Raw genomic sequence first — 23,519 nt, forward strand, 5'->3', positions numbered from 1 at the left:
CCAGAGGGCTGGAGCCCCGCGCTGGACTTCCGTTGGGAAGTTCAGCGACGGGACTCTAGCCCGGAACGCAGGCGTCGAAGGCCGCGTTGCCGACGTCGACGCAGTCCCAAAAGTCGGGGCAGTCCGTCCAGTCCGTGCAGGGCTTCGAGCAAAAGCCCCAATCGTCGCCGTCGGAGACCAGGCAGATCATCTCGTTGCACTCGTCGGCGAACATGCAGGCCTCGCCGAGGTCGCCCTCGCTGCCGCCAGTGGTCTCGCCGCCGCCGGTCGTCTCGCCCCCGCCAGTGGTCTCGCCGCCGGTCGTCTCCCCGCCGCCGGTCGTCCCCCCGCCACCGGTCGTCTCTTCGCCGCCGCCCCCGGTGTCGCCGGCCTCGTCGCCGACGTCGTCGTCGTCTTCGATCACCACGCACGCCGAGGTCGCGAGCAAGGTCATGGGGAGACACAGGGCCAGGAGGATGTGCTTGCTGTTCTTGATGAGCATGTCACCCCCAAGACGCGACCCCCCGCGGGCCATCTCGATTTTTTTTCACAGCTTGTTCAAAACCCCAACCGCGGGGCAGCTCACGCCTGCGAGCCCCTTCGCTCCCCGCCCCTTTGCCGGTAGTCTGCCCAACCATGCGCATCTCCCTGATCAGCGCCGCCTCCGACAACGACGTCATCGGCCGGGACAACGACCTGCCCTGGCACCTCCCCGACGACTTTCGCTTCTTCAAGCGGACCACCAAGGGGCACCACGTGATCATGGGTCGGCGGACCTGGGAGTCGCGGCCCGAGCCCCTGCCCAAGCGCGTCAACGTGATCGTGACCAGCCGGGTCGACTACGACGCGCCCGGGGGCACGATCGTCCGCTCCCTGGCCGAGGGTATCGAGCTCGCCCGGGCCGCAGGCGAAGACGAAGCCTTTGTGATCGGCGGCACGCGCCTGTACGCCGAGGCGATCGAGAGCGGGCTCGCGGACCGCATGTACCTGACCCGGGTGCACGCCCACATCGAGGGCGACGCGACCTTTCCGAGCTTCGACGCCACTCAGTGGCGCGAGGTCGAGCGGATCGAGCACCCCACCGACGAGCGCCACGCTCACGCCTTCACCTTCCTGACCTACGACCGCGTCCGATCTTAGCTGAGACGGGGTAACATCGGTCCGGTACGCGGACCTCGATGACTCCCTCCGACGACGCGACGATCGCCGGGCCGCCCCTCGACGGTGCGGCCCTCCGTTCCGCCTTCTCCGAGGCGAGCGAAGAGGACGTGGACGCGACCCTCGTCGGCGAGGGCGACGACGAGCCCAACGGCGACGCGGCGACCCTGCGCGCCGGAGAGAAGCTGGGGCGCTACAGCGTGCTCGGGACCCTGGGCGCCGGGGCCATGGGCGTGGTCTATGCCGCCTACGACCCCGAGCTCGACCGGCGCGTGGCGATCAAGGTCATCCGCCCGCAAAAGAAGTCCGGGGCCCTCGTCCAGGCCCGGCTGCTGCGCGAGGCCCAGGCCCTCGCCCGCCTCTCGCACCCCAACGTCGTCGCGGTCCACGACGTCGGCAGCGAGGCCGACGGGCGGGTGTTCGTGGCCATGGAGTTCGTGTCGGGCCAGACCCTCGACGCGCTCGACCTGCCCAGCCGCGACTGGGCCGAGGCCGTCGCCATCTTTCGCGCGGCCGGGCGCGGGCTCGCGGCCGCCCACGCCGCGGGGCTGATCCACCGCGACTTCAAGCCGACCAACGTGATGCGCCGCGAGGACGGCCGGGTCATCGTGCTCGACTTTGGCCTGGCCCGCGCGGCCCGAGAGCGCGGCGCCGACGAGAGCTCGGCCGACGACGCGCCCCGCCTCGACCCCGAGCCCCCCCCGGACTTCCAGCAGCTCGAGGCCAGCAGCACCTTCGACGCCCAGCTCACGCGCACGGGCTCGCTGCTGGGGACCCCCGCCTACATGGCGCCAGAGCTCTACGGCGGGGGCTCAGCGACGCCGCTGAGCGATCAGTTCGCGTTTTGCGTGGCGGTCTACGAGGCCCTCTACGGCGAGCGTCCCTTCCGCGGCGAGTCGCTGGCGTCCATCTACTTCAACATGGCCCAGGACCAGGTCGCCCCGGCCCCGCCCAACAGCACCGTGCCGACCTCCCTGCGCGCCGCCTTGCTGCGCGGCCTCGCGTCCAAGCCCGAGGCGCGCTGGCCCACCATGGACGCGCTGCTCGAGGCCCTCGGCGCCGATCCGCGGCGGCGTCGACGGACCCTAGTCAGCGCGCTGGCGAGCGTCGCCGCCCTCGTCGCCGTGGGCGTCGGCGCGTTCACCATCGGCAGCCAACGCGGCGAGCCGACGGACCAGGCCCCCGCAGTCTGCACGGGCGGCCGCGCGCAGATGGAGGCGGTGTGGAGCGAGGCGACCCGGGCCGAGCTCGAGGCCGCCATCGCCGGGGTCGACCTGCCCTACGCCGCGACCACGGCCCCGCGCGTGGCCGCCCGCCTCGACGCCTACGCCGAGGACTGGATCGCCATGCACCGCGACGCCTGCGAGGCGACCCGCGTACGCAAAGAGCAGTCCGAGCAGCTCCTCGACCTGCGCATGGCCTGCCTCGATCGCCGCAAGCAGGAGCTCGGGGGCATCGCCGAGCTCCTCGCCGAGCCCGACGCCGCCCTCGTCGAGCGGGCCCTGAGCGCGGCCGGAGGCCTCTCGGACATCGAGGCCTGCGCCGACCTCGACGCCCTGAGCTCCGTGGCCCCGCCGCCCGCCGCCGGCCCGGTCCGCGAGCGCGTCGACACGGTCCGCCGGGCCATCGACCGCGGCCGAGCCATGCGCCTGGCCGGACACAACGACGAGGCCAAGGCCCTCGCCGTCGAGGCCCGGGCCGCCCTGCCCCCCGAGTACCCGCCGGTGGCCGCCGAGCTCGACCACTTCGAGGGCGACGTGCTGATCCGCCTGGGCGACTACGACGGCGCCCGCGAACGGCTCGAGCGCGCCCAGCTCGGGGCCCTGCGCCACCGCGACCTGCACCGGGCCAGCCAGGCCCTCGCCAGCCAGGCCTTCCTCGTCGGCTACCTCCAGGGCGAGAACGCCGTCGGCCACGGCTACGCGGACCAGGCCATCGCCCTCGCCCACGCGACCGGCGACCCCGAGCTGCTGTCCGTCGCCCAGGGCCAAAAGGGCGTGCTGTTCCACGCCCGCGAGGAGCTCGAGCCGGCCCAGCGCTGGTACGAGCTGGCCATCGAGAACCTGCCCGAGGACTCCAGCTCGCACCGCACCCAGCTCGCTGATCGCCTCTACAACCTCGCCCTGGTCCGCCGCGGCCTCGGCCACACCCGAGAGGCCCTCGCCGACCTGCGCCGGGCCGAGGCCCTCTACCTCGACGAGCACGGCAGCGAGGACCACCCCGCGGTCATCGATGCCCGCGACGCCGTGGCCGTGACCCTGTTCGCCATGGACCGCTACGAGGAGGCCGAGGGCGCCCTCCAGACCGTGCTGAGCGCCCGCGAGCGCGACCTCGAGCCCGACCACCCCGACCTGTTCAACACCCTCAACAGCCTGGCCAACGTCCGCTTCGCCCTCGGTCGTCACGAGCAGGCGAGGCCGCCCCTCGAGCGCGCCTTGGACATCGCCCGCGCGAGCTTCCAGGACCACGCCTTCCTCGCCATGGCCCTCGTGCTCGCGGCCGACGTCGAGCTCGAGGTGGGCGCGCACGCCAAGGTCCGGGCCCTGCTCGAGGAGTCCGACGCGGTCCACCGGGTCAGCATGGGCGAGGACTCCCCGCGGGTCGTCGACGGGCTGCTGCGCCTGGCCGCCCTCGATCTGGCCGAGGCCGGCGCGCTGACGCCTGGGGCTCGGCGCTCGGGCTCGGGAGGCTCTGCCCGCGCGCTACCGCTAGGGCCGGAGATCGACGCCGCCGGGGTCGAGCGCGCCGCCCGGGACCTCGCCGAGGCCGAGGCCGTGTTCGCCCGCCTGTCCGCCCAGCCCGAGTTTCGCAACGACGACCTCCAGGGCCGCGTGTTCGCCCAGCGCGGCGAGCTCGCGTGCGCCCGCGGACAGACCGAGCTCGCCCGGACCCAGCTCCAGACCGCGCTCACCCGGATGGCCGCGGCTCACGGCGAAGACAGCGTCGCCCACGCCCGCGTCGCGGCGAGCCTGGGCCGCGCCTCGCTCGCGGCCCAGGATCCCGCCGCCGCCGTCGAGGCCCTCGCCAGCGCCGTCGAGGTGTTCGAGGCCAAGGCCTACGACACCCTCCCGGCGGTCCAGGCCCGCGAGCTCCTGGCCCGCGCCTACCTGCTCCGGGCCGACCTGCCGGGCGCGGCCCCCCTCGACCGCGCCCGGGTCCGCGCCCTCCTCGACCACGCCAAGGCCCGCTACGCCGGGGCCGGGCGCGAAGCCGACGCGCTCCGAGTCGAGCGCACCCTGGCCGCGCTGCCCCGCTGACGACCGCCGATGCACCTCATGCGACTCGAACGGCGCGGCTTCCTGCGCACGCGCAAGTGGCAGATCGAGCGGGAGCTCGCGACCTTGCGCATCGTCGACGACACCGTGTTCGGCCGCCCGAGCGTCGAGCGCTTCGGCACGGAGCAGGCCGCCCTCGATCGCTTCGAAGCCCTCGTCCAGCGCCAGCTCGACCAGGGCTACACCGTGGTCGCCCGCCACGAGCCCGACCCCGACCCGCACCCCCTCGAGGCCATCTTGCGCGAGGCCACCATCGCCCCCGAGGACTGGGCCGAGGGCTCGTTCATCGCCCCGCCCGCGCCCATCCCCATCCCCCCCGCGATCGCCCTCGAGCCCGCCCCGGCAGCCCGCGACCCCGCGCTCGAGGCCGCGATCATCGACGCCGACGAGGACGCCACCTGGCGGGTCTACGCCGACTGGCTCCTGGCCCAGGGCGACCCCCTCGGCGCCCACATCAACCGCTGCATGGACGACCCCGGCCCCCCCGACCGCAGCGCCGAGCCCGGCCAGGACACCGAGCAGACCATCCGCGCGCGCCCGGCATGGTTCGGCGAGGCCCTGTGCCGCCACCTCGCCCGCGGCGGGCACAACTGCTTTCGCCTCGAGCTGCGCCGCGGCTTCATCCACCGGGCCTGGGTCGGCGTGGGCTGGGACCGCGAGCCGGACCTGCGCCCCCTGCTCGCCGCGCTCCTCGACAGCCCCGCGGCCCGCTTCCTGCGTGGGCTCCAGCTCGGCCTCGCCGAGCTCGACGACGTCAACCACTACGAGCACCTCGTGCCCCTGCTGCGCGAGCGCGCGCCGCTGCTCGCCCTCGAAGAGCTCGTCGTCGGCGCCTTCGCCTACCCGGAAGAGACGGAGATTTCGTGGACCGAGGTCGGGGACATCGGCGCGCTCCCGGGCTGCTGCCCGCGCCTGCGCAGCCTCCGGGTCCGCGGCGGTCAGATCGAGCTCGGCCGCCTCGCCCACCCCACCCTCGAGCGCCTGACCATCGAGAGCGGCGGCCTGAACCTGTCCGCGCTGCGCTCCGTCCTCGACGCCGAGCTCCCCCGCCTGCGCGAGCTCGAGCTGTGGCTCGGCGACGCGGGCTACGGCGCCGAAGCCCAGCTCCACGACTTCGACGCGCTGTTTGGCGGTGAGCGCTTCCCAGCGCTCGAGGTCCTGCGCCTGCGCAACGCCGAGATCAGCGACGAGCTCGCCGCGGCCCTGGCCCGCTCGAAGCTGCTCCCGCGCTTGCGCGTGCTGGACCTGAGCATGGGCACGCTGCACGCTCCAGGGGCCGCCGTGCTCCGGGCGCAGCGCGACCGCTTCGCGCACCTCGAGCGCCTGGATCTGCGCGACAACTACCTCGACGACAGCGACGCGCAGGCCCTGGCCTCGCCCACGGTGCTGACCGGCGAGCAGCGCCAGGTCTACGTCCACCCCGGGGTCGAGCCGGCCCGCTACGTCAGCGTGGGCGAGTAGCGCTGCGACTCAGCTCGAGCGCGGCCTCGATGCGCGTCAGCACGGCCTGCTCGCGGACGCCGACCTTCTTGCCGAACCACAGCACGCCCCCCGAGGCCTCGGCGACGTGGTGGCAAGCGTCCACGACGAAGTCGTGGTAGCGCGCGCACAGGGGCGGCGGGAGCCGAGCGACGATCGCCGCCAGCTCCCGCAGGCGCTCGTCGAAGGGGCGGCCGTCGGGGCTGGGCTCGCCGTGGACCAGGGTCCGGTACTCGGCCTGGGCGGCGCTCGAGAAGCGGAACGCGTCGCCGAGGGCCGAGGGCAGCTGGAAGTTCATGCGCCAGTCCAGCTCGACGCGCTCGCGCCGGTCGAAGCTGCCGTCGGCCCGGGCGACCTCGGCGAGCAGCATGGCGATGGACGCGGTGAACACCGCGTAGTCCTCGGCCGAGAGCTCGGCGAGGAAGCCGTCGAAGTCGTGGCTGGGCTCGAACGCTCGCTCGACCAGGTCCTCGGGCGAGGACGCGTGGTTGTCCGGGCGATCGACCCACTCGAGCAGGCCCAGGCCCGTCTCGGCGAGGAGCTCCTCGACGATGTTCTGGTCCTCGCCCATGCCCTGCTGCACCGCGCACACCCGCAGCGCGGCCTGGACCAGCGAGGCGATGGCGCCGTGGGTGGGGATCTGCGGCGCCGGGGTGTACTCGGCGTAGAGGCGAAAGTGCGGCTCGGCGTCGCGCTCGTCCGCGGCCGTCATGGTCAAGATCGCCGGCTCGCGGCGGTCCTCGGTCAGCCGGATGCTGCCGACGTACCAGTCCTCGGGCGAGCTCATCGGCGTGGGCTTGTAGCCGGCCCGCTCCTCGATCACGGCCTCGGGCGTGACCGCGAGGTACAGCGCCCCCGGCCGGCCGAAGGCGTCGCCGGCCTCGAAGATCACGAACATCGGCTCGTCGTCGTCGACCCCGGCGTAGCCGAAGTACAGGGACATCGGCGCGAAGCGAAAGCCCCGGCGCGGCGGCGTCAGCAGATCGACGCGGGCGAAGGGCCGGCCCACCCGCGCGCCGAAGCGCTCGCGGGTCTGCTCGAGGGTGTGCAGCAGGTGATCCTGGGGCAGCACGTCCCCGAGCGCGGTGTGGATCGGCCCGGCCTCGGACTCCGGCAGGGTCACCCACACGCAGGCCGTCGAGGCCGTGAACACCGAGGTCACCGGGGTCCGTCGGGCATGGGTCGCGCTCAGCCACAGGACCTTGTGGTGGCCGTGCTCGTCGACCGCGTTGTCGCCCGCCCAGACCTCGGGGGACTCGGTCCGCTGGCGCATGAGCTCGTCGATGAAGGCGTCGAGGGTCTCCGGGTCGATGTCCTCGGAGTGGGGGAAGGTCCGCTGCAGGACCTTGTTCAGAGCGTCTCGCGTACGAGGGATCACGTCCGGTCAATCTACCCGGAGCTGCGGCCCGGCCCAAACAACCGAGAGGCGCAGACGCCGTAGAGCATCCACGCCTCTCGCGTGTTCAGGGAGCGTACCTTGGAATCAGGCCGGGATGACGCAGACGCCCAGATCCTCGAATCCGGGAGGCGCGCTGTTCTCCTCGAAGAAGGACACGCACTCGGTCATGTCGGCGCAGGGCGCCGGGTCCTCGGTCAGGTCGCAGAAGTTCGCGCAGCAGGCCGTGCCCTGGCAGTTCGGGGTCGCCTCCGCCGCCGCGCAGAAGTTGCCCGGGGCGCAGTCGTTGTTGAAGCCGCAAGGATCGCCGGTCGGGATGCCCTCGCCCGCGACGATGATGCACTGGAAGGTGCCCGAGCCCCCGGACCAGTAGCAGCCCAGGCCCTCGTCGCACTCTTGCAGCAGCGGGTCGCAGGGCGGCAGGCACACGTTGATGGCGCCCATGTTGACGATGCGGCAGATGTAGTCGTCCTCGCAGGTCGGGTTGTCGGCGGAGCCGGTGCAAAAGGGGAAGCAGGTGCCGATCAGCTGGCCGTCGACCTCGAGGGCGTTCCAGCACACCGTCTCCTCGTCGCAGGTGTCGGTGCCCTCGACGGCGCCGAAGTAGGTGCACTCGTCGCCAGCGACGGCGTCGCCCATGACCGGCACGCACTTGTTCGCGTCCCAGGTGCCGCCGCTGCTCGCGTAGGCGACGCACTTCTCGCCATCCATGCAATCCTGGGCGAAGGGATCGCAGCTCGACGCGCTCGAGAAGTCCTCTTCGGGGATGAAGGTGTCGTCACCCGCTTCATCCATTGGGGCGTCAGTCTCCCCTTCCTCTTCCTCATCCTCGGCGACCTCATCGGCGCCTTCGTCACCAGGGTCGACATCAGCCTTGCAGGCGAGGGAGAAAACGAGGGGGAGGGCTAGGAGAAAAGCCGTTTGCGTACGCATCATGATTGCCAACTTCGACTCGATGGAGTTGATGTTTGTTTTTACACCTTTGCAAGGCGTTATCCACCCTTTTTGCCGGATGACCCACCACGCCGAGCAAACCCTTGTTTTTTGGGGCTGCGGTCAAACTCTCGACCTTGGGATCGGCAAAACTGAAACCACCGTCCGGTGCTCGGGGTCGGCCGAGCAGGCACGAACACGACGGCAATGAGACTGGTACCGCCCGCGCGGGTACTCCGTACCCTTCGTCTACGCGTCGGCCTTGTTGCGGAGGAAGTCCGCGACCTCGGCGAAGCGATGGTCGAGGAAGCCGCGCACCGGCCCGCCCACGCTCCGGGCGTCCATCGCCGTGGCCATGCAGCGCAGCCACGCGTCGCGCATGGCCGAGTCCACGGGCACGTGGGCGTGGCGCATGCGCAAGCGCGGGTGGCCGAAGCGCTCGATGTACTCCTGCGGACCGCCGAGCCAGCCGACGAGGAACAGGCCAAAGCGATCGCGGGTGCGTCGGCTGATCCGCAGCCCGTCGCGCTCGGGGTCTGCGTCGAGTTCGTGGAGCCGGGCGAGCTCGGGCTCGTCGCGCTCCATCGCGTCGTAGAAGGCCTCGGCGAGGGAAAGCACGGCGTCGCGGCCACCGAGGAGGGCGTAGGGAGACTCCATCGCCAGAGTCTACTCTCGCTTCTCCTCTTCCCCCTCCCGGACCCGCCCGACTGATCGCGCCGTCGTCCTCGCCAGGTGCAGGGCCTTGGGGGTAGGCTCGCGCAATGCCCGACACCCCGCGTGACGAGGATCTGCGCCTGACCGCCTTCGCCGACGGCGGAGGGTGAGCCGCCAAGCTGCGGCTCGGTGACCTGGTCGAGGTCCTGGACGGGATGCTCCCCCCCGCAGCGGGGAGCGCCAACGTGGTCGTCGGGGCGGGAGCTGTCCCACGACGCGGCCGTCGTCCGCCCTCCCGGGCCCGGGCGGGGCTGGACGAGGACGGGCCCCAGCTGGTCCTGACCCGTGACCCAATCGCGCGCTGGTCGACGACCCCGAGACCTTCGGGCGGATCGCGGCCGCCAACGCCCTGTCCGACGTCTACGCCATGGGCGGGCGCCCGCTGTGGGCCCTCAACCTGGTGTTCTTCCCCGATGATCGCCTGCCCCTGACCGTGCTCCGCGACATCATGCGCGGCTCCAGCCAGGCCTGCGCCGAGGCGGGCGTGGCCGTGGTCGGCGGGCACACGGTGCGCAACGGCGATCTCAAGTTCGGCCTCGCCGTGACCGGCATGCTCGAGCCCGACGCGCGCCGCTCCCTGGCCAATACCCGCGCCATGCCCGGGCAGCAGCTGGTCCTGACCAAGGCCCTGGGCACGGGCATCGTCGCGTCCGCCATCAAAAAGGGCGTGGCCACGCCCGCGCAGGTCGACGCCGCCGTGCGCTCCATGACCCGGCTCAACGGCGAGGCCGCCCACGCCGCCCGACGCCTGGGCGCGACGGCGTGCACCGACGTCACCGGCTTCGGCCTGCTCGGCCACCTCAGCAACATCCTCGAGGGCAGCCGGCTGCGCGCCGAGCTCGAGCTCGAGCGCCTGCCCCTGCTGCCCGGCGCCCTCGAGCACCTCGGCGCGGGCATCTACCCCGGCGGCAGCAAGGCCAACCTCAGCCACGTCGAGGGCCGGCTGCGCCGCGCCCACGCCAGCACCAACAACCGCGCCTTCGCCCTGACCCACATCGCCGCCGACGCCCAGACCAGCGGCGGCCTGCTCGTCGCCATGCCCCCCGACGGCGCCGAGCGCCTCGTCGAGGCCCTGCGCTCGAGCGGGCACCCGGCGGCCATCGTCGGCGAGCTCGCCCGGGCCGACGCGGACGAGGTCGGCGTCATCGAGCTGCGCGCCTGAGCGCTGCTTTGCCCCCGCCATGTCCGAGCGCCTCGAAGTCCTGTTCGTATGCAGCCGCAACCAGTGGCGCAGCCCCACGGCCGAGAAGGTCTTCGCCCGCCACCCCGGCATCGTCTCGCGCTCGGCCGGGACCTCGGCCAAGGCCCGCCGGACCCTCGGCGCCCGCGACCTCGAGCGCGCCGACGTGGTCTTCGTCATGGAAGACAAGCACGCCCAGCGCATCCGCTCGGGCTTTCCGCGGCTGTGCGCCTACCTGCCGGTCTACGTCCTCGACATCCCCGACGAGTACCGCTTCATGGACCCGGCCCTGGTCGAGATCCTCGAGCGCGCCGTCCCGCCCCTGCTCGAAGCCCACCTGATCGACGATTGAGAGGGCCCGAGGATGGGTCTTCCGTCGGGCCTGGCCTCGACCCTGGCGCCGGGCGTCGGAAAAGCTCGACCTCTCGCCCCGCTCGTGGCTAGATCGCGGCCATGGCCAAGGTCCGTCGCCTCGAATACAAGGACGCCAAGTCCCACAAGTTCTGGGAGCTCTCCGTGGAGGGCACCAGCTTCACCGTCCGCTACGGCAAGGTCGGGACCGACGGTCAGATGAAGACCACCGGCTGCGCCTCCGAGGCCGCGGCCGAGGCCGCGGGGACCAAGAAGCTCAACAGCAAGGTCAAAAAGGGCTACGTCGAGGTCGAGGTCGGCAAGGCCGACGCGACCGCTGAAGAGGGACGCAACCCGGCCCTCGAGGCCGCGATCTTCGACGACCCGGGCAACGAGGAGGCCTGGCAGGTCTACGCCGACTGGCTGCAGCAAGAGGGCGACCCCCACGGCGAGTTGATCTCCCTGGAGCAGCAAAGCCGGAGCGCCAAGGGCAAGGACAAGGCCGCCCTCGACGCGCGCATCGCCGAGATCACCGAGGCTCACCAAAAAGAGTGGCTCGGCGGCGCGGCCAAGATCCTCAAACACAAGAAGATCGGCGACACCGCCAGCCTCGAGTGGCAGTACGGCTACGTCATCGGGGCCTCGGTCGGCTGCGGCAGCGACCACGAATACGCCGGGCCGACCCCCGACAAGATCCTGCGCGCGCTGGTCAAGGCGCCGGCGACCCGCTTCCTGCGCAACCTGAGCATCGGCACGACCTACGACAACCAGGACTGGTTCGGGCGCATGGACAAGAACGTCCAGGCGATCTGCCGCTCGGGCAAGCTCGAGGCCCTGACCCGGCTCCACGTCGGGGACGGCTCGGGCTACTGGGACATCTCCTCGACCATCGTCGGCAAGATCAGCGACGTGCTGCCCATCGCCCCGCGCCTGAGCAGCCTCTACGTCCGCGGCAACGACATCCAGTTCACCCAGCTGGTCCACGAGGCCCTCGAGACCCTGACCGTGGAGACCGGCGGCCTGTCGTGGTCGAGCGCCCGGGCCATCGCCAAGGCCGAGCTGCCCAACATCACCAGCATGACGGTCTACTTCGGCGCCGACAACTACGGCGGCAACGCGAGCGTCTCCGACCTCACCGCGCTGTGGAAGAACACCAAGCTGCCCAAGCTGCGCCACCTGGGCCTGTGCAACTCCGAGTTCCAGGGCGACATCGCCAAGGCCATCGCCGGCAGCAAGATCATCAAGCAGCTGACCAGCCTCGACCTGTCCATGGGCACCATGGTCGACGCCCAGAGCGAGGTGTTCACCAAGAAGGCCAAGGCCTTCGCCCACCTCGAGCGCCTCGACATCTCGGACAACTTCCTGTCCGACGAGCGCTGCGAGGCCATCGCCAAGGCCCTGCCCAAGGTCCACGTGGTCCGCGGGCAGCGCGAGGCCGACGAGTACGACGGCGAGATTTACACCTACGTCAGCGTGGGCGAGTAGCCCGGGTCGTCCGCCAGCGCGTTGCGCCTCGGCGCCTGGTCGCGCCAGTGCTCGCCCGCGGCGGCGATGCGCGCGAGGAACTCGGGGCGCACCCACTTGAAGCGACGCAGGACCGCGCCCTCGTCCTCTCGCTTGATGTAGAGGCCCTCCATGCGCTCCCCGCTGGACGCGAAGGCCGAGGGCCCGACCAGGGCGTGGAGCTCGTCCATGGTCGCAACGCAGCCGGCGTAGAGCACGGGGACGGAGGTCGAAAAGGCCGGCGGGAGCGCGGAGACGAGCTCGCGCCGCCGCTCCGTCGACAAGTAGCCCTTCGCCTCCCGGTCGTAGACGTCGTCCTCGAGGAAGTACGCCGGCAGAGCGTCGTAGGCGATGGTGTGGGTGAACTCGGCCCACTCGCCGTAGAGCACGTAGCGGGTCCCGAGGACCTCCCAGAGCCCGTCCATCTGTTCGTGGGCCAGGCGATCGAGCAGGCGAAAGTCGTGGCGCACCGGAGGCGACTCGAGGATCGTGTTGCGCGTGAACACGCGCAGCTCGGCCTGGTCGTCGAACAACAGGCCGCAGTGGCTGCCGTCGATCTTCTCCTCGACGACGAAGTCCTGGCCGGCCACCTCCTCGAAGGCGCAGCTGTGCCGCGAAGCACGGCCGCCCGAATCCCCGAGGTGAAGGGTCCGCGGATAGACAGGCAAGAGCGGCGTCATGGAGTCCACGCCATCTCCTCTCGAAGGGTCTGCGGCGTCGCCTCCAGCCCGTAGGGCAAGGCCTCGTCGAGGCCGCCGTAGTAGGCCAGGATCTCCCCGTTCGGGCCGACGACGAGCCAGCGGTGGGCCTCGGGAAGCTCGGGCCACTGCATGCCCTCGAGCTGGCGACGCAGGACATTGGCCGGGACGGCGTGCTCCCGGCTGCGGTTGCGCGACGCGTACTCGGCCTCCGAGCGCGGGAACAGGACCATGGTCACCAGCGCCCCGTAGTCGCGGGCGAGGTTGGTGACCGCGTCGCGGAAGTCCCGGCGCAGGTTGGTCGCGTCCCAGACCAGCTTGGCCTTGGCCCGGAGCCCGACCTTGAGCCGGTCCTTGGCGATCTGCCGGACCTTGCCGTTTTGCGACTGGTCCGCGCGGCTGCCGAGCTCGGCGCGGATCGCATCGAGGCTCACGAGGGCGTGGTCGCCCAGGTGCCGCTCGATCCACGTCGACTTGCCCGAGCCGCTCGGGCCCACGGGCACCACGAGCTCGGGGAAGCCCTCGCCGCGGTAGCGATAGCTGCGGGCCAAGCCCGCTTGGGGATGATGGACGCGCCCCGACTCGAGATCGCGGAGGTAGGACCCGTAGCTGACGTCCCGGGTCTGCGCCGAGCACTCGCGCAGCTCGGTGGCAAACAGCTCGCGCCAGCTCGGCGCGTCGTCGCCAAAGCGCCGCCAGGCCCGGTACTCCCGGGCGAACAGGCCAAACATCTCGATGTGCTCGACCTGTCGCTCCTGGTCGGCGCAGGTCCGCCCGAGCATGTCGGCGAGCTCGAGCCAGTACAGCAGCTCCGGATCGGCCGAGCGAGCCAGGCGCTGATAGGAGCCGCGGTCGCGGTTCTTGACGACGAGGAACTTCGGCGTGACGTGGTAGCCGACGAGGTCGAGCACGGGCTCGACGATCGACCACGGCAAGTCCAGGCCCATCAGGCGCGGGACGAGGTAGGAGCGACCGATCATCTCGTGGCGCGGCGCCGCGACGCGCTCGACCCCCTGGATGTCCATGCGCCGGGTCGTGAACGGCTTGGCGACGTCGTGCAGCGCAGCGCCGAGGATCAGCGCGCTCCGCCGCGCACCGGTGATGTGCGCCGCCCGGTTCTCGAGCAGCTCGTAGAGCGCGTCGAGGACCATGCCGGTGTGGATGAACACGTCGCCCTCGGCGTGCCAGCCCGGGTCTTGGGGCGTGTCCGCGAAGTCCTTCAGCGCCGGGATCGCCGGGCCGAGCGCGTCCACGAACTCGCCGATCGACGGCGTCGCGCCGGCCTCGATCGCGCTCAGCAGGGCGTTCATGACCCGCCCGCCAGTCCGTTGGCGACGACCTCCGCGTGCATCCAGTGCTGGTCGGTCTGGACGTGGCCGGGGCGCACCCACTTGGCCACGCTGACGCCGAAGTCCGCGCGCAAAAAGCTCGACGCGAGGCGCACGACGTAACCCTCGGCGCGCTCGAGGTCTTGCTCGAACCCGTCGAACCACGCGGGATCGAAGACCCCGTCGTAGAGCACCGGGACGAGCTCGAGCCCGAGCAGCGCGGCCCACTCGACGGTGCTGTCCCAGTCCAGGCAGCGGTCGCGCTCGTCCCAGATCGAGAACATCATGAAGTAGCTCGGCAGCCCGGCGTACGCGATCGAGTGCCGGGCGTAGAGGTTCTCCCCGCACACCCGCCAGGCCTCGGGGATGTGGTGGGCGACGCCGCCGTGCAGGGCCTTGACCCAATCGCGCGACGGGTGGTGGCGGCTGTCGAGGGATCGCGCGTGGATGTGATCGCGGTACAGCGTGGTGTTCTCGCCGTCCATCTTCTCGGTGACGATCACCCGCTGCTCGGCGAAGGCGTCGAGGCTGCTGGCGATCAGGTCGTCGCGCGACGCCCCGGGCGACCAGGGCAGGTGACGGGTGCGCGGGTACTTTTTGTGATGGGCTTTTGCGGCCATCGTGACTCTCTCCAATGATTGACGATCCGCGGCCCGTAGACGGCGCCAATGCGGCCGTCCGGGCTCGGATTCGAGCTCCTGACAAAGGTTCTCCACGATCCTCACCGTTCGCTACGCGGCGCGGATGCGGGGACTATGGGAGCGGGAGAGCTACAACGTGCGCTGCCTTCTCGCCGGATGGTCGGCGACGCGAACCCTAGCATCGATCACGGGTCGGGCAACGGCCCCTACGAATGAAGCGCCCCATGAGGGCGCCTCGTTGTGTCAGCCAAGCAGCGGAGGCTTCAAGCGCGGCGGACGATGTCGCCGTAGTAGCTCGCGGTCGCCTGAGCGATGGCCTCGACGAGCTTGGCCTGGCCGGACGCGCTGCGCAGCATCGGGCCCTCGCCGGGGTGGTCGAGGAAGCCGACCTCGTGGAGCACGGCGGGCATGCGCGCGCCCAGGAGCACGTCGAAGGGGCCCTGCCGCACGCCGCGGTCGGGGCGGTCGGGGAACAGCTTGCGCTGCTGGGCCTGGATGGCGCGGGCGAAGTGGGCCGCGCGGCTGCGGTCGGCCGTCATGCTCAGCTCGCGCAGCATGGTCGACACGTCGCCCTCGCTCGAGGTGTTGGCGGGGCGGGCGAAGCCCTCGTCGTTCTCGCGCTGGGCCGTCAGCGCGGTCTCCTCGTTGGAGGCCTCGAGGTCGAGGATGAAGGTCTCGTAGCCGGTCTGATTGCTCAGCGGCGAGGCGTTGCAGTGCAGGCTCAGGAACAGGTCGGCCTCGGCCGCGTTGGCGAAGGCGACGCGCTGGGACAGGTGCAGGGTCTCGTCGGCCTCCCGGGTCAGGAGGATCTCGGCCCGGGGCAGGAGCTCGTGGACGCGGGAGGCCAGCTGCTGGGCCATCGCCAGGGTCAGCTCCTTCTCGACCACGCCGTGGTCGTGGCCGTGGCAGCCCTCGTTCTCGCCGCCGTGGCCCGGGTCGATGACCAGGCGAAAGCGCTTGTCGAGGATGGGCTTGGGCGCGGCCAGCACGCGGGACGGCGCGAGCAGCGCGGACGAGGCGGCGGTCGAAGCAGCGGCGAGGCCCATCAGGAAGCTCCGGCGGTTCATATCCTACATGTAGTCACATGTCGGTCCGGGTCCAAAAAAGTCGGCTGGGCGGGCGCTGAGCATCCGGCCAGGCTGGCCCGCTCCCGGCCCAACCGCGATGGGCGGGTGCCTTGAAAGCTCGCGCAACGTGGATTCTCGCCGGGTGCGGGCCTACACTCGTCATCCGCGCCGGAGACCCCAGCGCACGAAACCAGGTGAAGGGCGAGCCCGGAAACGAGCAAGGCCCCCGCGAGGCGGGGGAAGACGAGCGGGGACCCTGGGGCCTCGCCGCCGTCGCCCTCGTGGCAGGGCTGCTGCAGGTGCTGGCGAGCGTCGCCCTGGGCATGGCCCGGGCCGACGACTTCGAGGCCGCCTCGAGCGAGTCGAGCGCCATCTACCTGCTGGCGGCCGCGCTGGTCACCGCGGGGGTGTTCGCGATCTACCTGGTCCGCGAGCGCCCTGCGATCGCGTTGACGCTGGGGACAGTCTGGCCGCTGGGGATGTTCTTCGGGCTGCGCAAGCACGCGACGGTGCTCGGCCTGGCCTTCCACGGCGAGTTCATCCTCCACCACCTCGCGGCCATCCTGGCCTTCGCGCTGGCGGTGATGGTGCCGCTGCGTTGGGCTCGGGACGAGCAGCTCGGGCCGGCGTGGCAGCGCATGGGGCCGGCGGCCTTGGCCGTACCTGGAGCGGCCTTGCTCTTGGTCGGCCACCTGTCGACGCTGCTGCAGCCGCCGCCTCCGGGGAGCGAGGCCGGGCTGGCGCAAGCGCTGAGCCTGGGCGGACAACCGTGGATCACGGAGCTCGGAGCGGGGCTGTTGATCGCCGCGTGGCCCCTGGCTGTGGGGCTGTTCTGGACCCGGCTGGGGCCGGCGGAGCGGCGGCCGATCGCGCTGATTCTGCTCGCCCCCATGGTGGTGCGGCTGGCGACCGCTGGCGTGCACGGGCTGTCGGGCGCGCTGGTGGCTCCCGCGGCGGTGCCCTGGCTGGGGGCGACGATGGTCGTCGCCTCGGTGTTGACCCTGGGGCTGCTGCGCCCGCGGCTGGACCGCTGGGTGACCGCGGTGGTCGGCATCATCTGCCTGTTCGGCAGCATGCTGTTCTACTACTTCTACGAGCACGGCTTTGGCGAGCTCGAGGACGGGCTCGGGGGGCTGTTGCAGTCGCTGTTTGGCTTCCAGGTGCCCTACCCGCCCTACACCGACGACCTGCGGTCCGCGGCCTTGATGCTGGGGCTGTTCTTCATGTTCGTGACGGTCTACACGGCGCTGGTCTCGACGGAGGATCGCAGCCGGGGGCTGAGCTTGGGGTTGATGTTGATCGCCGGGCTGGGGCTGTCGAGCCCGCACCTGGCGTTGATGGTTGGCGCGGGGGCCTTGCTGTTCATCGAGACGCTGCTGCCGGGCGCGCCCCACCGGGAGCTGGGGGCCTGGAATGGTTGGGGCGGGAGCCCGAAGGTCCCGGAGTGGGTGAAGCTCGAGGAGATCGATGATGAGGAGGATCGGGAGGCCGAGGGGGCTGGCTTTGCGCCCAACGAGGCGGACCTGCGCGGGACGCTGGAGGGGTTGAGCGAGCGCCTGGCTGCGGCGGCTCCGATCGCGGCCGAGGACGACGCCGGGAGCACGATCTTGGTCCGTGATCATCTCGGCGATACGCCCTTCGAGCTGCGCGCGCGGGTGCCTCGGCGGAGCCCGGCGGATGTGCGGGTGGAGCTGACCGTTGGGCTTCCGGGTCGCAGCGAAGCGGCCTTCGAGCTCGTTCCGGACACCAGCGAGCGCGGGCCTCGGCCGGCGCACTTGCTCGCGCGGAGCCACCGGGTGATCGGGGATCCTCGGCAATTGGAGGCCTTCGGCGACGAGGCCCTCGACGCGCTCACGCCCTTTCCGACGGCGTACCTGCGGGCGTGGGAGGCCGGGGCGCAGGTGGAGCTCGGGGCGGAGCTGTCGCGGCTGCGGGTGGATAGCCTCGAGGCGCTGGTGCGCTGCCTGGCTCGGGCGCTGCGGGACTGAGACGCGCTCGGCGAGAGCCGCTGACGGTCAATCGACCACGGTCGGCAGGTCGAGGTGGAACACCGTCCCGATCCCGAGCTCGGTCTCGAAGCTCAGCTCCCCGCCGTGCTCGAGGGCGATCCCATGGCTCACCGCCAGGCCCAGCCCCGTGCCCTGATCGCGCCCCTTCGTCGTGAAGAAGGGATCGAAGATCCGCGCCTGCACGTCGTCCGGGATGCCCTTGCCGCGGTCCTGCACGCTGATCCGCAGCCAGCTCTGGGCGTGGCGCTCGAAGCTGCGCGCGCGGATCTCGATCTGCTTGAAGTCCGAGAAGCTCTCGTAGCGATCGTTGAGCGCGTCCCGGGCGTTGGTCACCAGGTTCATGAGCACCTGCTGGATCTGCTGCACGCGGCAGCGGACCTTCGGCAAGCCCTCGGGGATGTCGACCTCGAGGCGGATGTGGTCCTTGCGCAGGACCGTGCGGATCAGCGAGAGGGTCGACTCGATCAGCGCCGACACGTGCCCGGCCTCGAGCTGGAGCTGCTCTCGCTCCTGGCGCGAAAAGGCCAGCAGGTCGCGGACGATGGTCGCGACGCGCTGGGACTCGAGGGTGATCTCGCTGGCGAACTCGAGCACGAGCTCCTCATCCTGGGTGTTGCCGGCGATGAGCTCCGAGTAGTTCATGATCCCCTGCACGGGGTTGTTGATCTCGTGGGCGACGCCGCTGGCCAGGGTGCCCAGGGACTCGAGGCGCTGCTGCTGGCGCAGCTGGGTCTCGAGCTCCTCGCGCTGGGACGCGGCCTGCTTGCGCTCGGTGATGTCCGTGGCGATGGAGATGAGCTTGTCGACGCCGCCGTCGGCCCCCTCGATGGGCGCGAGGCGGACGTTGTAGTGGCGCTTGGTCGCCCCGGCTCCGAAGCTGATCTCGATCTCCCGGCGCTCGCCCGTGGCCACGACCTCGGCGAGGACCTCGCTCCAGGTCGGGCCTTCGGTGGTCTGCATCAGCTGCCGCGAGTCCACTCCGATCAGGCTCTGCGGGTCGGTGCCGTAGGGCTCGAGGTGGTTGATGAACTCGACCCGACCGGCGCGGTCGAGCAGGGAGATCATGTCGGGCACGCCGTCGACCAGGGTGCGCCAGTTGGCCTCGCTGCGCTGCAGGGCCTCGTAGAGCCGGGCGTTGTCGGCCGCGCTCGCGGCCTGGCCCGCGAACACGCGGAGGATGTCGAGGCCGCTCTCGTCGAAGCTCTCGTCGCGCTCGCGGGCCTCGACCATGAGCACGCCGTGGATGTCGCTGTGCTGGAACATGGGCACGGCCATCAACATCGAGACGCCGGACTCGAGCACGTAGGGGTCGCTGGCGAAGCGCGGGTCGTGGTGCAGGTCCTCGATGAACAGCGGCTCGTAGCTGCGGAACACCTCCTCGGCGGCGGAGGTCGGCAGCCGCCCGCGGGCCTCGTCGACGGGCACGGGCTCGTCGAAGACCTGGCTGCGCGTCCGCACCCGGCTCTCGGCGACGAAGCACAGCTGCCCGTTGCGCTCGGCCAGCATCACGGCCCGCTCGGCGCCGGTGCTCGACAGCGCGACGCTCAGCAAGCTGTCGACGATGTCCTCGAAGCGCAGGGCCTGGGCGATGATCTGGGAGGTGGCCAGCATCAGGTCGAGGTCGAAGCCGGCGAGGGCGATGGCGTTGGCCTCGACGGAGGTCATCGAGGAGGTAGCGATCGACATCGGCCCGGACTTGGTCACCGGGCGGGCGGGGCCGAAGGCCATCAAGCGCGCGCCGTAGACCCGGCGCAGGCGCGTGGCCACGGCCTCGGCCCCCCACTGGGTGGCGGTGTGCAGCGCGAGCACCAGGGCGCCCTGGGTCGTCGCGCCCCGGCGGAGGCTGTCGGCGAGGCTCACCAGCCGCTCCCGGGCGAGGAGCTCGACGTAGGCCAGCTCGAACTCGTGGGCGAGCTCGCCGGCCTCCTCGTAGCGGGCGAGGGCCTGCTCCTTGCGACCGGCGGCGAGCTCTCGCTCGGCGGCGATCAGCACGGCCATGGCCTCGAAGTTCTCGCGCGCGCCCTGGGACCAGCGGCGGACCGCGGCCTCGCATCGACGCATGCGCTTGCGCAGGGCTCGGCGCTCGCTGGCGTCGGCCGTCGCGCAGCGGTGGCCGGCACACACGGCGACGATGGTCGCGGTCCGCGGGGTCTCCCACGCGCCGTACATCACCTCCTCGTAGTCGTCGGCGATGGCCTCGCACAGGCTCACGGCCTCGTCCCGCCGCCCCAGCAGCCACATGCCGATGCTGCGCAGGGCGGTGATGGAGTAGACGCCGAGCTTGGTGCTGTCGCGGGTGAAGGCCTCGATGGAGAAGCTGCCGGACAGCACGTGCGAGGCCGCGGGCGCGTCGTCGATGCCCCCGATCAGCGCCTCGGCCAGGCCCGTGACCGTGCGCGTGATCTCGACGCTCTCCCCTCCCCCGTACTCCGCCGCCTGGCTCGCCCAGCTCGCGCTCACCGAGGCCAGCTCGGCGAGGGGCAGGCCGGCCTCGAACAGCGCCATGGACCCCGTCGCGGCCGCGAACACGGCCGTGCGCATGTCGCCGCTCTCCTCGAGGGCTCGCTTGGCCGGGACGATCCGCTGGGCGCACCAGCGCCACGGTCGACACGCAGGCCAGACCAAGAGCACGGCGATCGCCCGGGCCTGGGCCGTGATCGCGGGGACGCCCGCGCTGACGGCCAGCTCGATGGCGCGATCGCACAGCTCCCCGGCCTCGGCCGGGTCGCCGGCGCCCGCCGAGATCGCCACGCCCAGCTGGGCCAGGGCGATGGGCATGGTCGGGTGCAGGCCCGCGCGCATGCCCAGGAACACGTGCACGGCGCTGAGCAACACGAACAGCTCGAGATCGCTCCCGTAGACCACGCGCTTGAGCGAGGCGAGCACGATCATCGCGCCGACCTCGGGGCTGCGGGAGGCTCGCGGCAGCTCGGCGAGGCGATCGATGCCGTGGCGCTGGGTCGCCCGCCAGGCCCGCGTGACCCACCAGATCATCCGCGCCCGCGAGCCCGTCATCGGGACCTCGACCTCGAGGCGGTGGAGGGCGTCGACGCCGATCTTCACGGCGTCTTTGGTGCGCTCGATCGTGTCGAGGAAGTCGATGAAGCGCGCGACGGCGGAGGCGAACTCGACGGGCTCGAGCTGCCAGCGCGTGAGCGCCTCGAACTCGGCCGCGGCCCGCTCGATCTGGGCGCGCAGCCCGAGCAGCTCGGCGTGGTCGAGGTAGAGCGAGAACAGCAGCGCGTGGCGCCCCTGGCCGGCCTGTGCGGCGGCGAGCTCCGGCTCGAGCAGGGCCCGGGCGAGCTCGGTGTGCTCGAGGGCGCAGCCCCAGTTGGCCAGGGCCATGGCCCGCCGACCGGCGATGGCGTGGACCGTGCCCAGGCGCTGGCGCCAGTCCTGGTCGAAGGCGTCGAGGTCGACGCCGCCCTCGAGGTTGCCCTCGGCGAGCACGCTGGCCAGGGAGAAGAGCTGGTGCGCGGGGGCCCGGCGCAGCGCTCCGGCCATCGCCTCCCCGGCCCCGTCCGCCCTCGCGCCCGCGAGCACGCGCGCGAACAGGTGCTCGCCCAGCGCCCGCCGGACGCTGCGGCCGCGCTCCGCTCCGACGCGGGCGAAGGTCACGGTGTGCAAGCGCCCGTTGGCGAAGCGGTAGCCCCTGGGCATGGCCAACAGCACGCCCTTGCGCTCGAGGCCGTCGACGAGCTCGACGAGCTCGGCCACGGGGTGCTCGCTGATGGCCGTGAGCTGATCGAGGCAAAAGCGGAAGCCGAGGCAAGACGCGAGCTCGAGGACCTCGCGCTCGGCCGTCGACGCCCGGGCGATGAAGCAGCGGGTGATCGCCTCGAGGCCGACGGGCAGATCGGCCCCGGCCAGGCTCGCGCTGGTCCACCGCCAGGCCCCCTCCTCCCAGCGCAGCGCGCCCCGCTCGGCGAGCAGGCCCAGGGCCTCCCCCACGCTCAGCGGATCGGACACGCCGTGGCGCTCGATGAACTCCAAGAGCTCCCCGAGCGCCTCGCCCTCGCGCTCGAGGGCCCCGCTGACCATCGCCTGCAGCTGGCCGCGCTCGAAGCCCGTCAGCCCGATCTCTCGGCGCCGCCGCTCGGGGACCTTGCCCTCGAGGTGCGCGACGGCGCGGCCCGGGCCCACGCTCACGACCACCAGCATCGAGGTCCCCACGCCGCGCTCGATGAGCTCGGCGAGCAGCTCGACGGTCCCGCGGTCGGCGTTCTCGAGCTGCTCGAGCATGAGCACCAGGGGGCCGCGCTCGCCAAAGCAAGCGAGCAGGCGCGTCACCGCCAGGGCCAGGCGATGGGCCGCGTGCGCGGGCTCTTCGTAGAGCGTGTCGCCGCTCTCCGGCCCCTCGGGCCCCTCGGGCATGGCGGGCGCGGCGGTCACCTCTGGCAGCTCGAGGAACTCGCCGAGCGCGGGGACCAGCTCGGCGAGCTCGCGGACCAGGGGGCCGAGCCGCGTCCGCAGGCGCTCGCGCCACTCCTCGCGCCGCTGCTCCCGGAGCATGGCCACGCTGATCACCAGCTCGCTGAGCGCGTCGGCCAGGCCCGCGTAGGGCCGCAGGTAGCTGCGCGCCTCGAAGCGACCGATGCCGAGGAAGCCCCAGCGCGCGATGACCCGGCGCTCGAAGGCGGCGAGCAGCGAGGTCTTGCCCACGCCGGCCGGGCCGCGCAGGGTGACCAGGCGCGTCTCCCGACGATCGAGGGCCACGGTCAGCTCGGACTCGAGGGCGCCGATGTACTCGTCCCGGCCGAACAGCGCGTGGGGCATGAGCAGGCCCCTCGGCGGCAGCGCCAACGTAGGCTCGGACTCCGCGGCGTCGAGGCTCCCCCCGCCCTCGAGCTGCGCGGCGACCTTGCGCAGCGTCGCCGCCACCTCCCCCGCCGAGCGCGGCCGGTGCTCGGGCAGCTTGGCCAACAGCTTCATGACCAGGCGGGTCAGCGCGCGCGGGAGCAAGGGGCACAGCTCGCCCAGCGGACGGGGCTCGAGCTGCAGGTGGGCGCGGAGCAGCTCGCCCGCGCTCGCCCCCGAGAAGGGCAAGCGGCCCGAGAAGCGCTCGTAGGCCATGACGCCGAGGGCGTAGAGATCGCTGCGCGGCTCTCGGGGTCGAAAGCGTCGGCCGATCTGCTCGGGCGCGCGGTAGGCCAGGTGCTCGCGCAACAGCTCGGGGTGCTCGAGCTCTCGCGGCTCGCCGTCGAGGAGGCCAGAGCAGCCCGAGTCGACGAGCGACACCCCGCCGTGCTCGTGGACCCACACCGCGCGCGGGCACAGCTCGCCGTGGACCAGGCCCTCGGCGTGCAGGCGCTCGAGGATGTCGGCGAGTTGAATGAAGGACGCGACCGCCCCCGCGACGTCCACCGCCGCCACGCTCGCCGCCTTGGCCTCGGCCGGAGCCCCGCGCTCGTCTCGGGCGTCGGCGAACGAGCGCCCGGGCAAGCGCGGGCGCACGATCTCGACGCGCCCGCCCTCGTGCGCGACGCTCAGGGTCTCGCCCACGCCCTCCACGGCCACGGCCGCGCGCAGCTGCAGCTGACGACACAGCCACGGCGCGAGGGTCTCGCTGGTCTCGACGCGCCTGACCACCACCGCGCGCCCGTCTCGCTCCTCGTCGAGCTCACGCACGACCGCACTCGGCGTCGCCCGGAGCAAGCGCCCATGTTCAGTAAGCTCTTTGGCCCCGAGCTTCATCTGGACCCCCACCGATCGTGCATCCACGGTCTCGCGCATGGGCGGCATCGGGGGTACGACGTCGACTCGATCGATTCGATCATGGGCGAGGTTCGCGACCGGATCGCCGGCCAG

The 23,519-nt window shown here is 71.9% G+C and carries 17 protein-coding genes; 8 read left to right on the forward strand and 9 right to left on the reverse strand.

The genetic code is table 11. The features are described from left to right. Positions 1-55: 55 nt before the first annotated feature. Complete coding sequence (locus tag PPSIR1_RS16580; protein ID WP_006972249.1) at positions 56-481, reverse strand: hypothetical protein; 426 nt, start codon at positions 479-481, stop codon at positions 56-58. Between the two features lie 134 nt (positions 482-615). Between PPSIR1_RS16580 and PPSIR1_RS16585 the strand changes: the two genes are divergently transcribed. The 3 genes from PPSIR1_RS16585 to PPSIR1_RS42950 are packed head-to-tail and all read left to right on the forward strand — an operon-like array spanning position 616 to position 5,873. Then, entirely contained in the window at positions 616-1,119 is a 504-nt protein-coding gene (locus PPSIR1_RS16585; RefSeq protein WP_006972250.1) for a dihydrofolate reductase, read from the forward strand. A 38-nt stretch (positions 1,120-1,157) separates the two neighbouring features. Next, positions 1,158-4,394, forward strand: coding sequence for a serine/threonine-protein kinase (locus PPSIR1_RS16590; protein ID WP_006972251.1), 3,237 nt, complete (start codon positions 1,158-1,160; stop codon positions 4,392-4,394). Between the two features lie 18 nt (positions 4,395-4,412). Then, a complete protein-coding gene (locus tag PPSIR1_RS42950; protein ID WP_157595633.1) occupies positions 4,413-5,873 on the forward strand; it encodes a molybdenum metabolism regulator in 1,461 nt (486 codons plus the stop codon). Here PPSIR1_RS42950 and PPSIR1_RS16600 read toward each other — a convergent pair. Further along, entirely contained in the window at positions 5,857-7,269 is a 1,413-nt protein-coding gene (locus PPSIR1_RS16600; protein WP_006972253.1) for a DUF1365 family protein, read from the reverse strand. The two genes, PPSIR1_RS42950 and PPSIR1_RS16600, sit on opposite strands and share 17 nt — an antisense overlap. A 105-nt stretch (positions 7,270-7,374) precedes the next feature. Beyond that, positions 7,375-8,082, reverse strand: a complete 708-nt coding sequence (locus tag PPSIR1_RS16605; RefSeq protein ID WP_006972254.1) for a hypothetical protein — start codon at positions 8,080-8,082, stop codon at positions 7,375-7,377. A 139-nt stretch (positions 8,083-8,221) separates the two neighbouring features. Here PPSIR1_RS16605 and PPSIR1_RS47930 point away from each other — a divergent pair, with 139 nt between their 5' ends. Then, a complete protein-coding gene (locus PPSIR1_RS47930) occupies positions 8,222-8,431 on the forward strand; it encodes a hypothetical protein (protein ID WP_157595634.1) in 210 nt (69 codons plus the stop codon). A gap of 38 nt (positions 8,432-8,469) precedes the next feature. Here the strand turns inward: PPSIR1_RS47930 and PPSIR1_RS16610 are convergent, their stop codons facing one another. Then, complete coding sequence (locus PPSIR1_RS16610) at positions 8,470-8,877, reverse strand: globin domain-containing protein (RefSeq protein WP_006972255.1); 408 nt, start codon at positions 8,875-8,877, stop codon at positions 8,470-8,472. Positions 8,878-9,235: 358 nt separating this feature from the next. Between PPSIR1_RS16610 and selD the strand changes: the two genes are divergently transcribed. The 3 genes from selD to PPSIR1_RS16625 all read left to right on the forward strand — a co-directional run bounded on the left by selD (position 9,236) and on the right by PPSIR1_RS16625 (position 11,950). Beyond that, positions 9,236-10,096, forward strand: coding sequence for a selenide, water dikinase SelD (selD, locus tag PPSIR1_RS16615; RefSeq protein WP_086001400.1), 861 nt, complete (start codon positions 9,236-9,238; stop codon positions 10,094-10,096). Positions 10,097-10,115: 19 nt separating this feature from the next. Beyond that, complete coding sequence (locus tag PPSIR1_RS16620) at positions 10,116-10,466, forward strand: low molecular weight protein tyrosine phosphatase family protein (protein ID WP_006972258.1); 351 nt, start codon at positions 10,116-10,118, stop codon at positions 10,464-10,466. A 101-nt stretch (positions 10,467-10,567) separates the two neighbouring features. After that, complete coding sequence (locus PPSIR1_RS16625) at positions 10,568-11,950, forward strand: WGR domain-containing protein (protein ID WP_006972259.1); 1,383 nt, start codon at positions 10,568-10,570, stop codon at positions 11,948-11,950. On the opposite strand, the gene PPSIR1_RS16630 is transcribed toward PPSIR1_RS16625, so the two are convergent. The 4 genes from PPSIR1_RS16630 to PPSIR1_RS16645 all read right to left on the reverse strand — a co-directional run bounded on the left by PPSIR1_RS16630 (position 11,929) and on the right by PPSIR1_RS16645 (position 15,702). Beyond that, entirely contained in the window at positions 11,929-12,648 is a 720-nt protein-coding gene (locus PPSIR1_RS16630; protein WP_045116177.1) for an RNA ligase family protein, read from the reverse strand. The genes PPSIR1_RS16625 and PPSIR1_RS16630 overlap by 22 nt on opposite strands. Beyond that, entirely contained in the window at positions 12,645-13,976 is a 1,332-nt protein-coding gene (locus PPSIR1_RS16635; RefSeq protein WP_006972261.1) for an AAA family ATPase, read from the reverse strand. Before PPSIR1_RS16635 ends, PPSIR1_RS16630 begins: the two co-directional genes overlap by 4 nt. After that, positions 13,973-14,614 carry an RNA ligase family protein gene (locus tag PPSIR1_RS16640; RefSeq protein WP_006972262.1) on the reverse strand — a complete coding sequence of 214 codons (642 nt, stop codon included), beginning with the start codon at positions 14,612-14,614 and terminating at the stop codon, positions 13,973-13,975. The genes PPSIR1_RS16635 and PPSIR1_RS16640 overlap by 4 nt, the downstream gene beginning before the upstream one ends. A gap of 284 nt (positions 14,615-14,898) precedes the next feature. Then, the gene (locus PPSIR1_RS16645) at positions 14,899-15,702 is read right to left on the reverse strand and encodes an N-acetylmuramoyl-L-alanine amidase family protein (protein WP_086001402.1); all 804 of its coding nucleotides are present in this window, start codon (positions 15,700-15,702) and stop codon (positions 14,899-14,901) included. 194 nt (positions 15,703-15,896) lie between these two features. Between PPSIR1_RS16645 and PPSIR1_RS16650 the strand changes: the two genes are divergently transcribed. Then, complete coding sequence (locus PPSIR1_RS16650; RefSeq protein ID WP_006972265.1) at positions 15,897-17,690, forward strand: hypothetical protein; 1,794 nt, start codon at positions 15,897-15,899, stop codon at positions 17,688-17,690. Positions 17,691-17,717: 27 nt separating this feature from the next. Here the strand turns inward: PPSIR1_RS16650 and PPSIR1_RS16655 are convergent, their stop codons facing one another. After that, positions 17,718-23,339: an ATP-binding protein gene (locus PPSIR1_RS16655; protein ID WP_006972266.1), complete on the reverse strand. Its 5,622-nt coding sequence runs from the start codon at positions 23,337-23,339 to the stop codon at positions 17,718-17,720. Positions 23,340-23,519: the final 180 nt, after the last annotated feature.

Source organism: Plesiocystis pacifica SIR-1 (genome assembly GCF_000170895.1).
In the GTDB taxonomy this organism is placed as follows: domain Bacteria; phylum Myxococcota_A; class Polyangia; order Nannocystales; family Nannocystaceae; genus Plesiocystis; species Plesiocystis pacifica.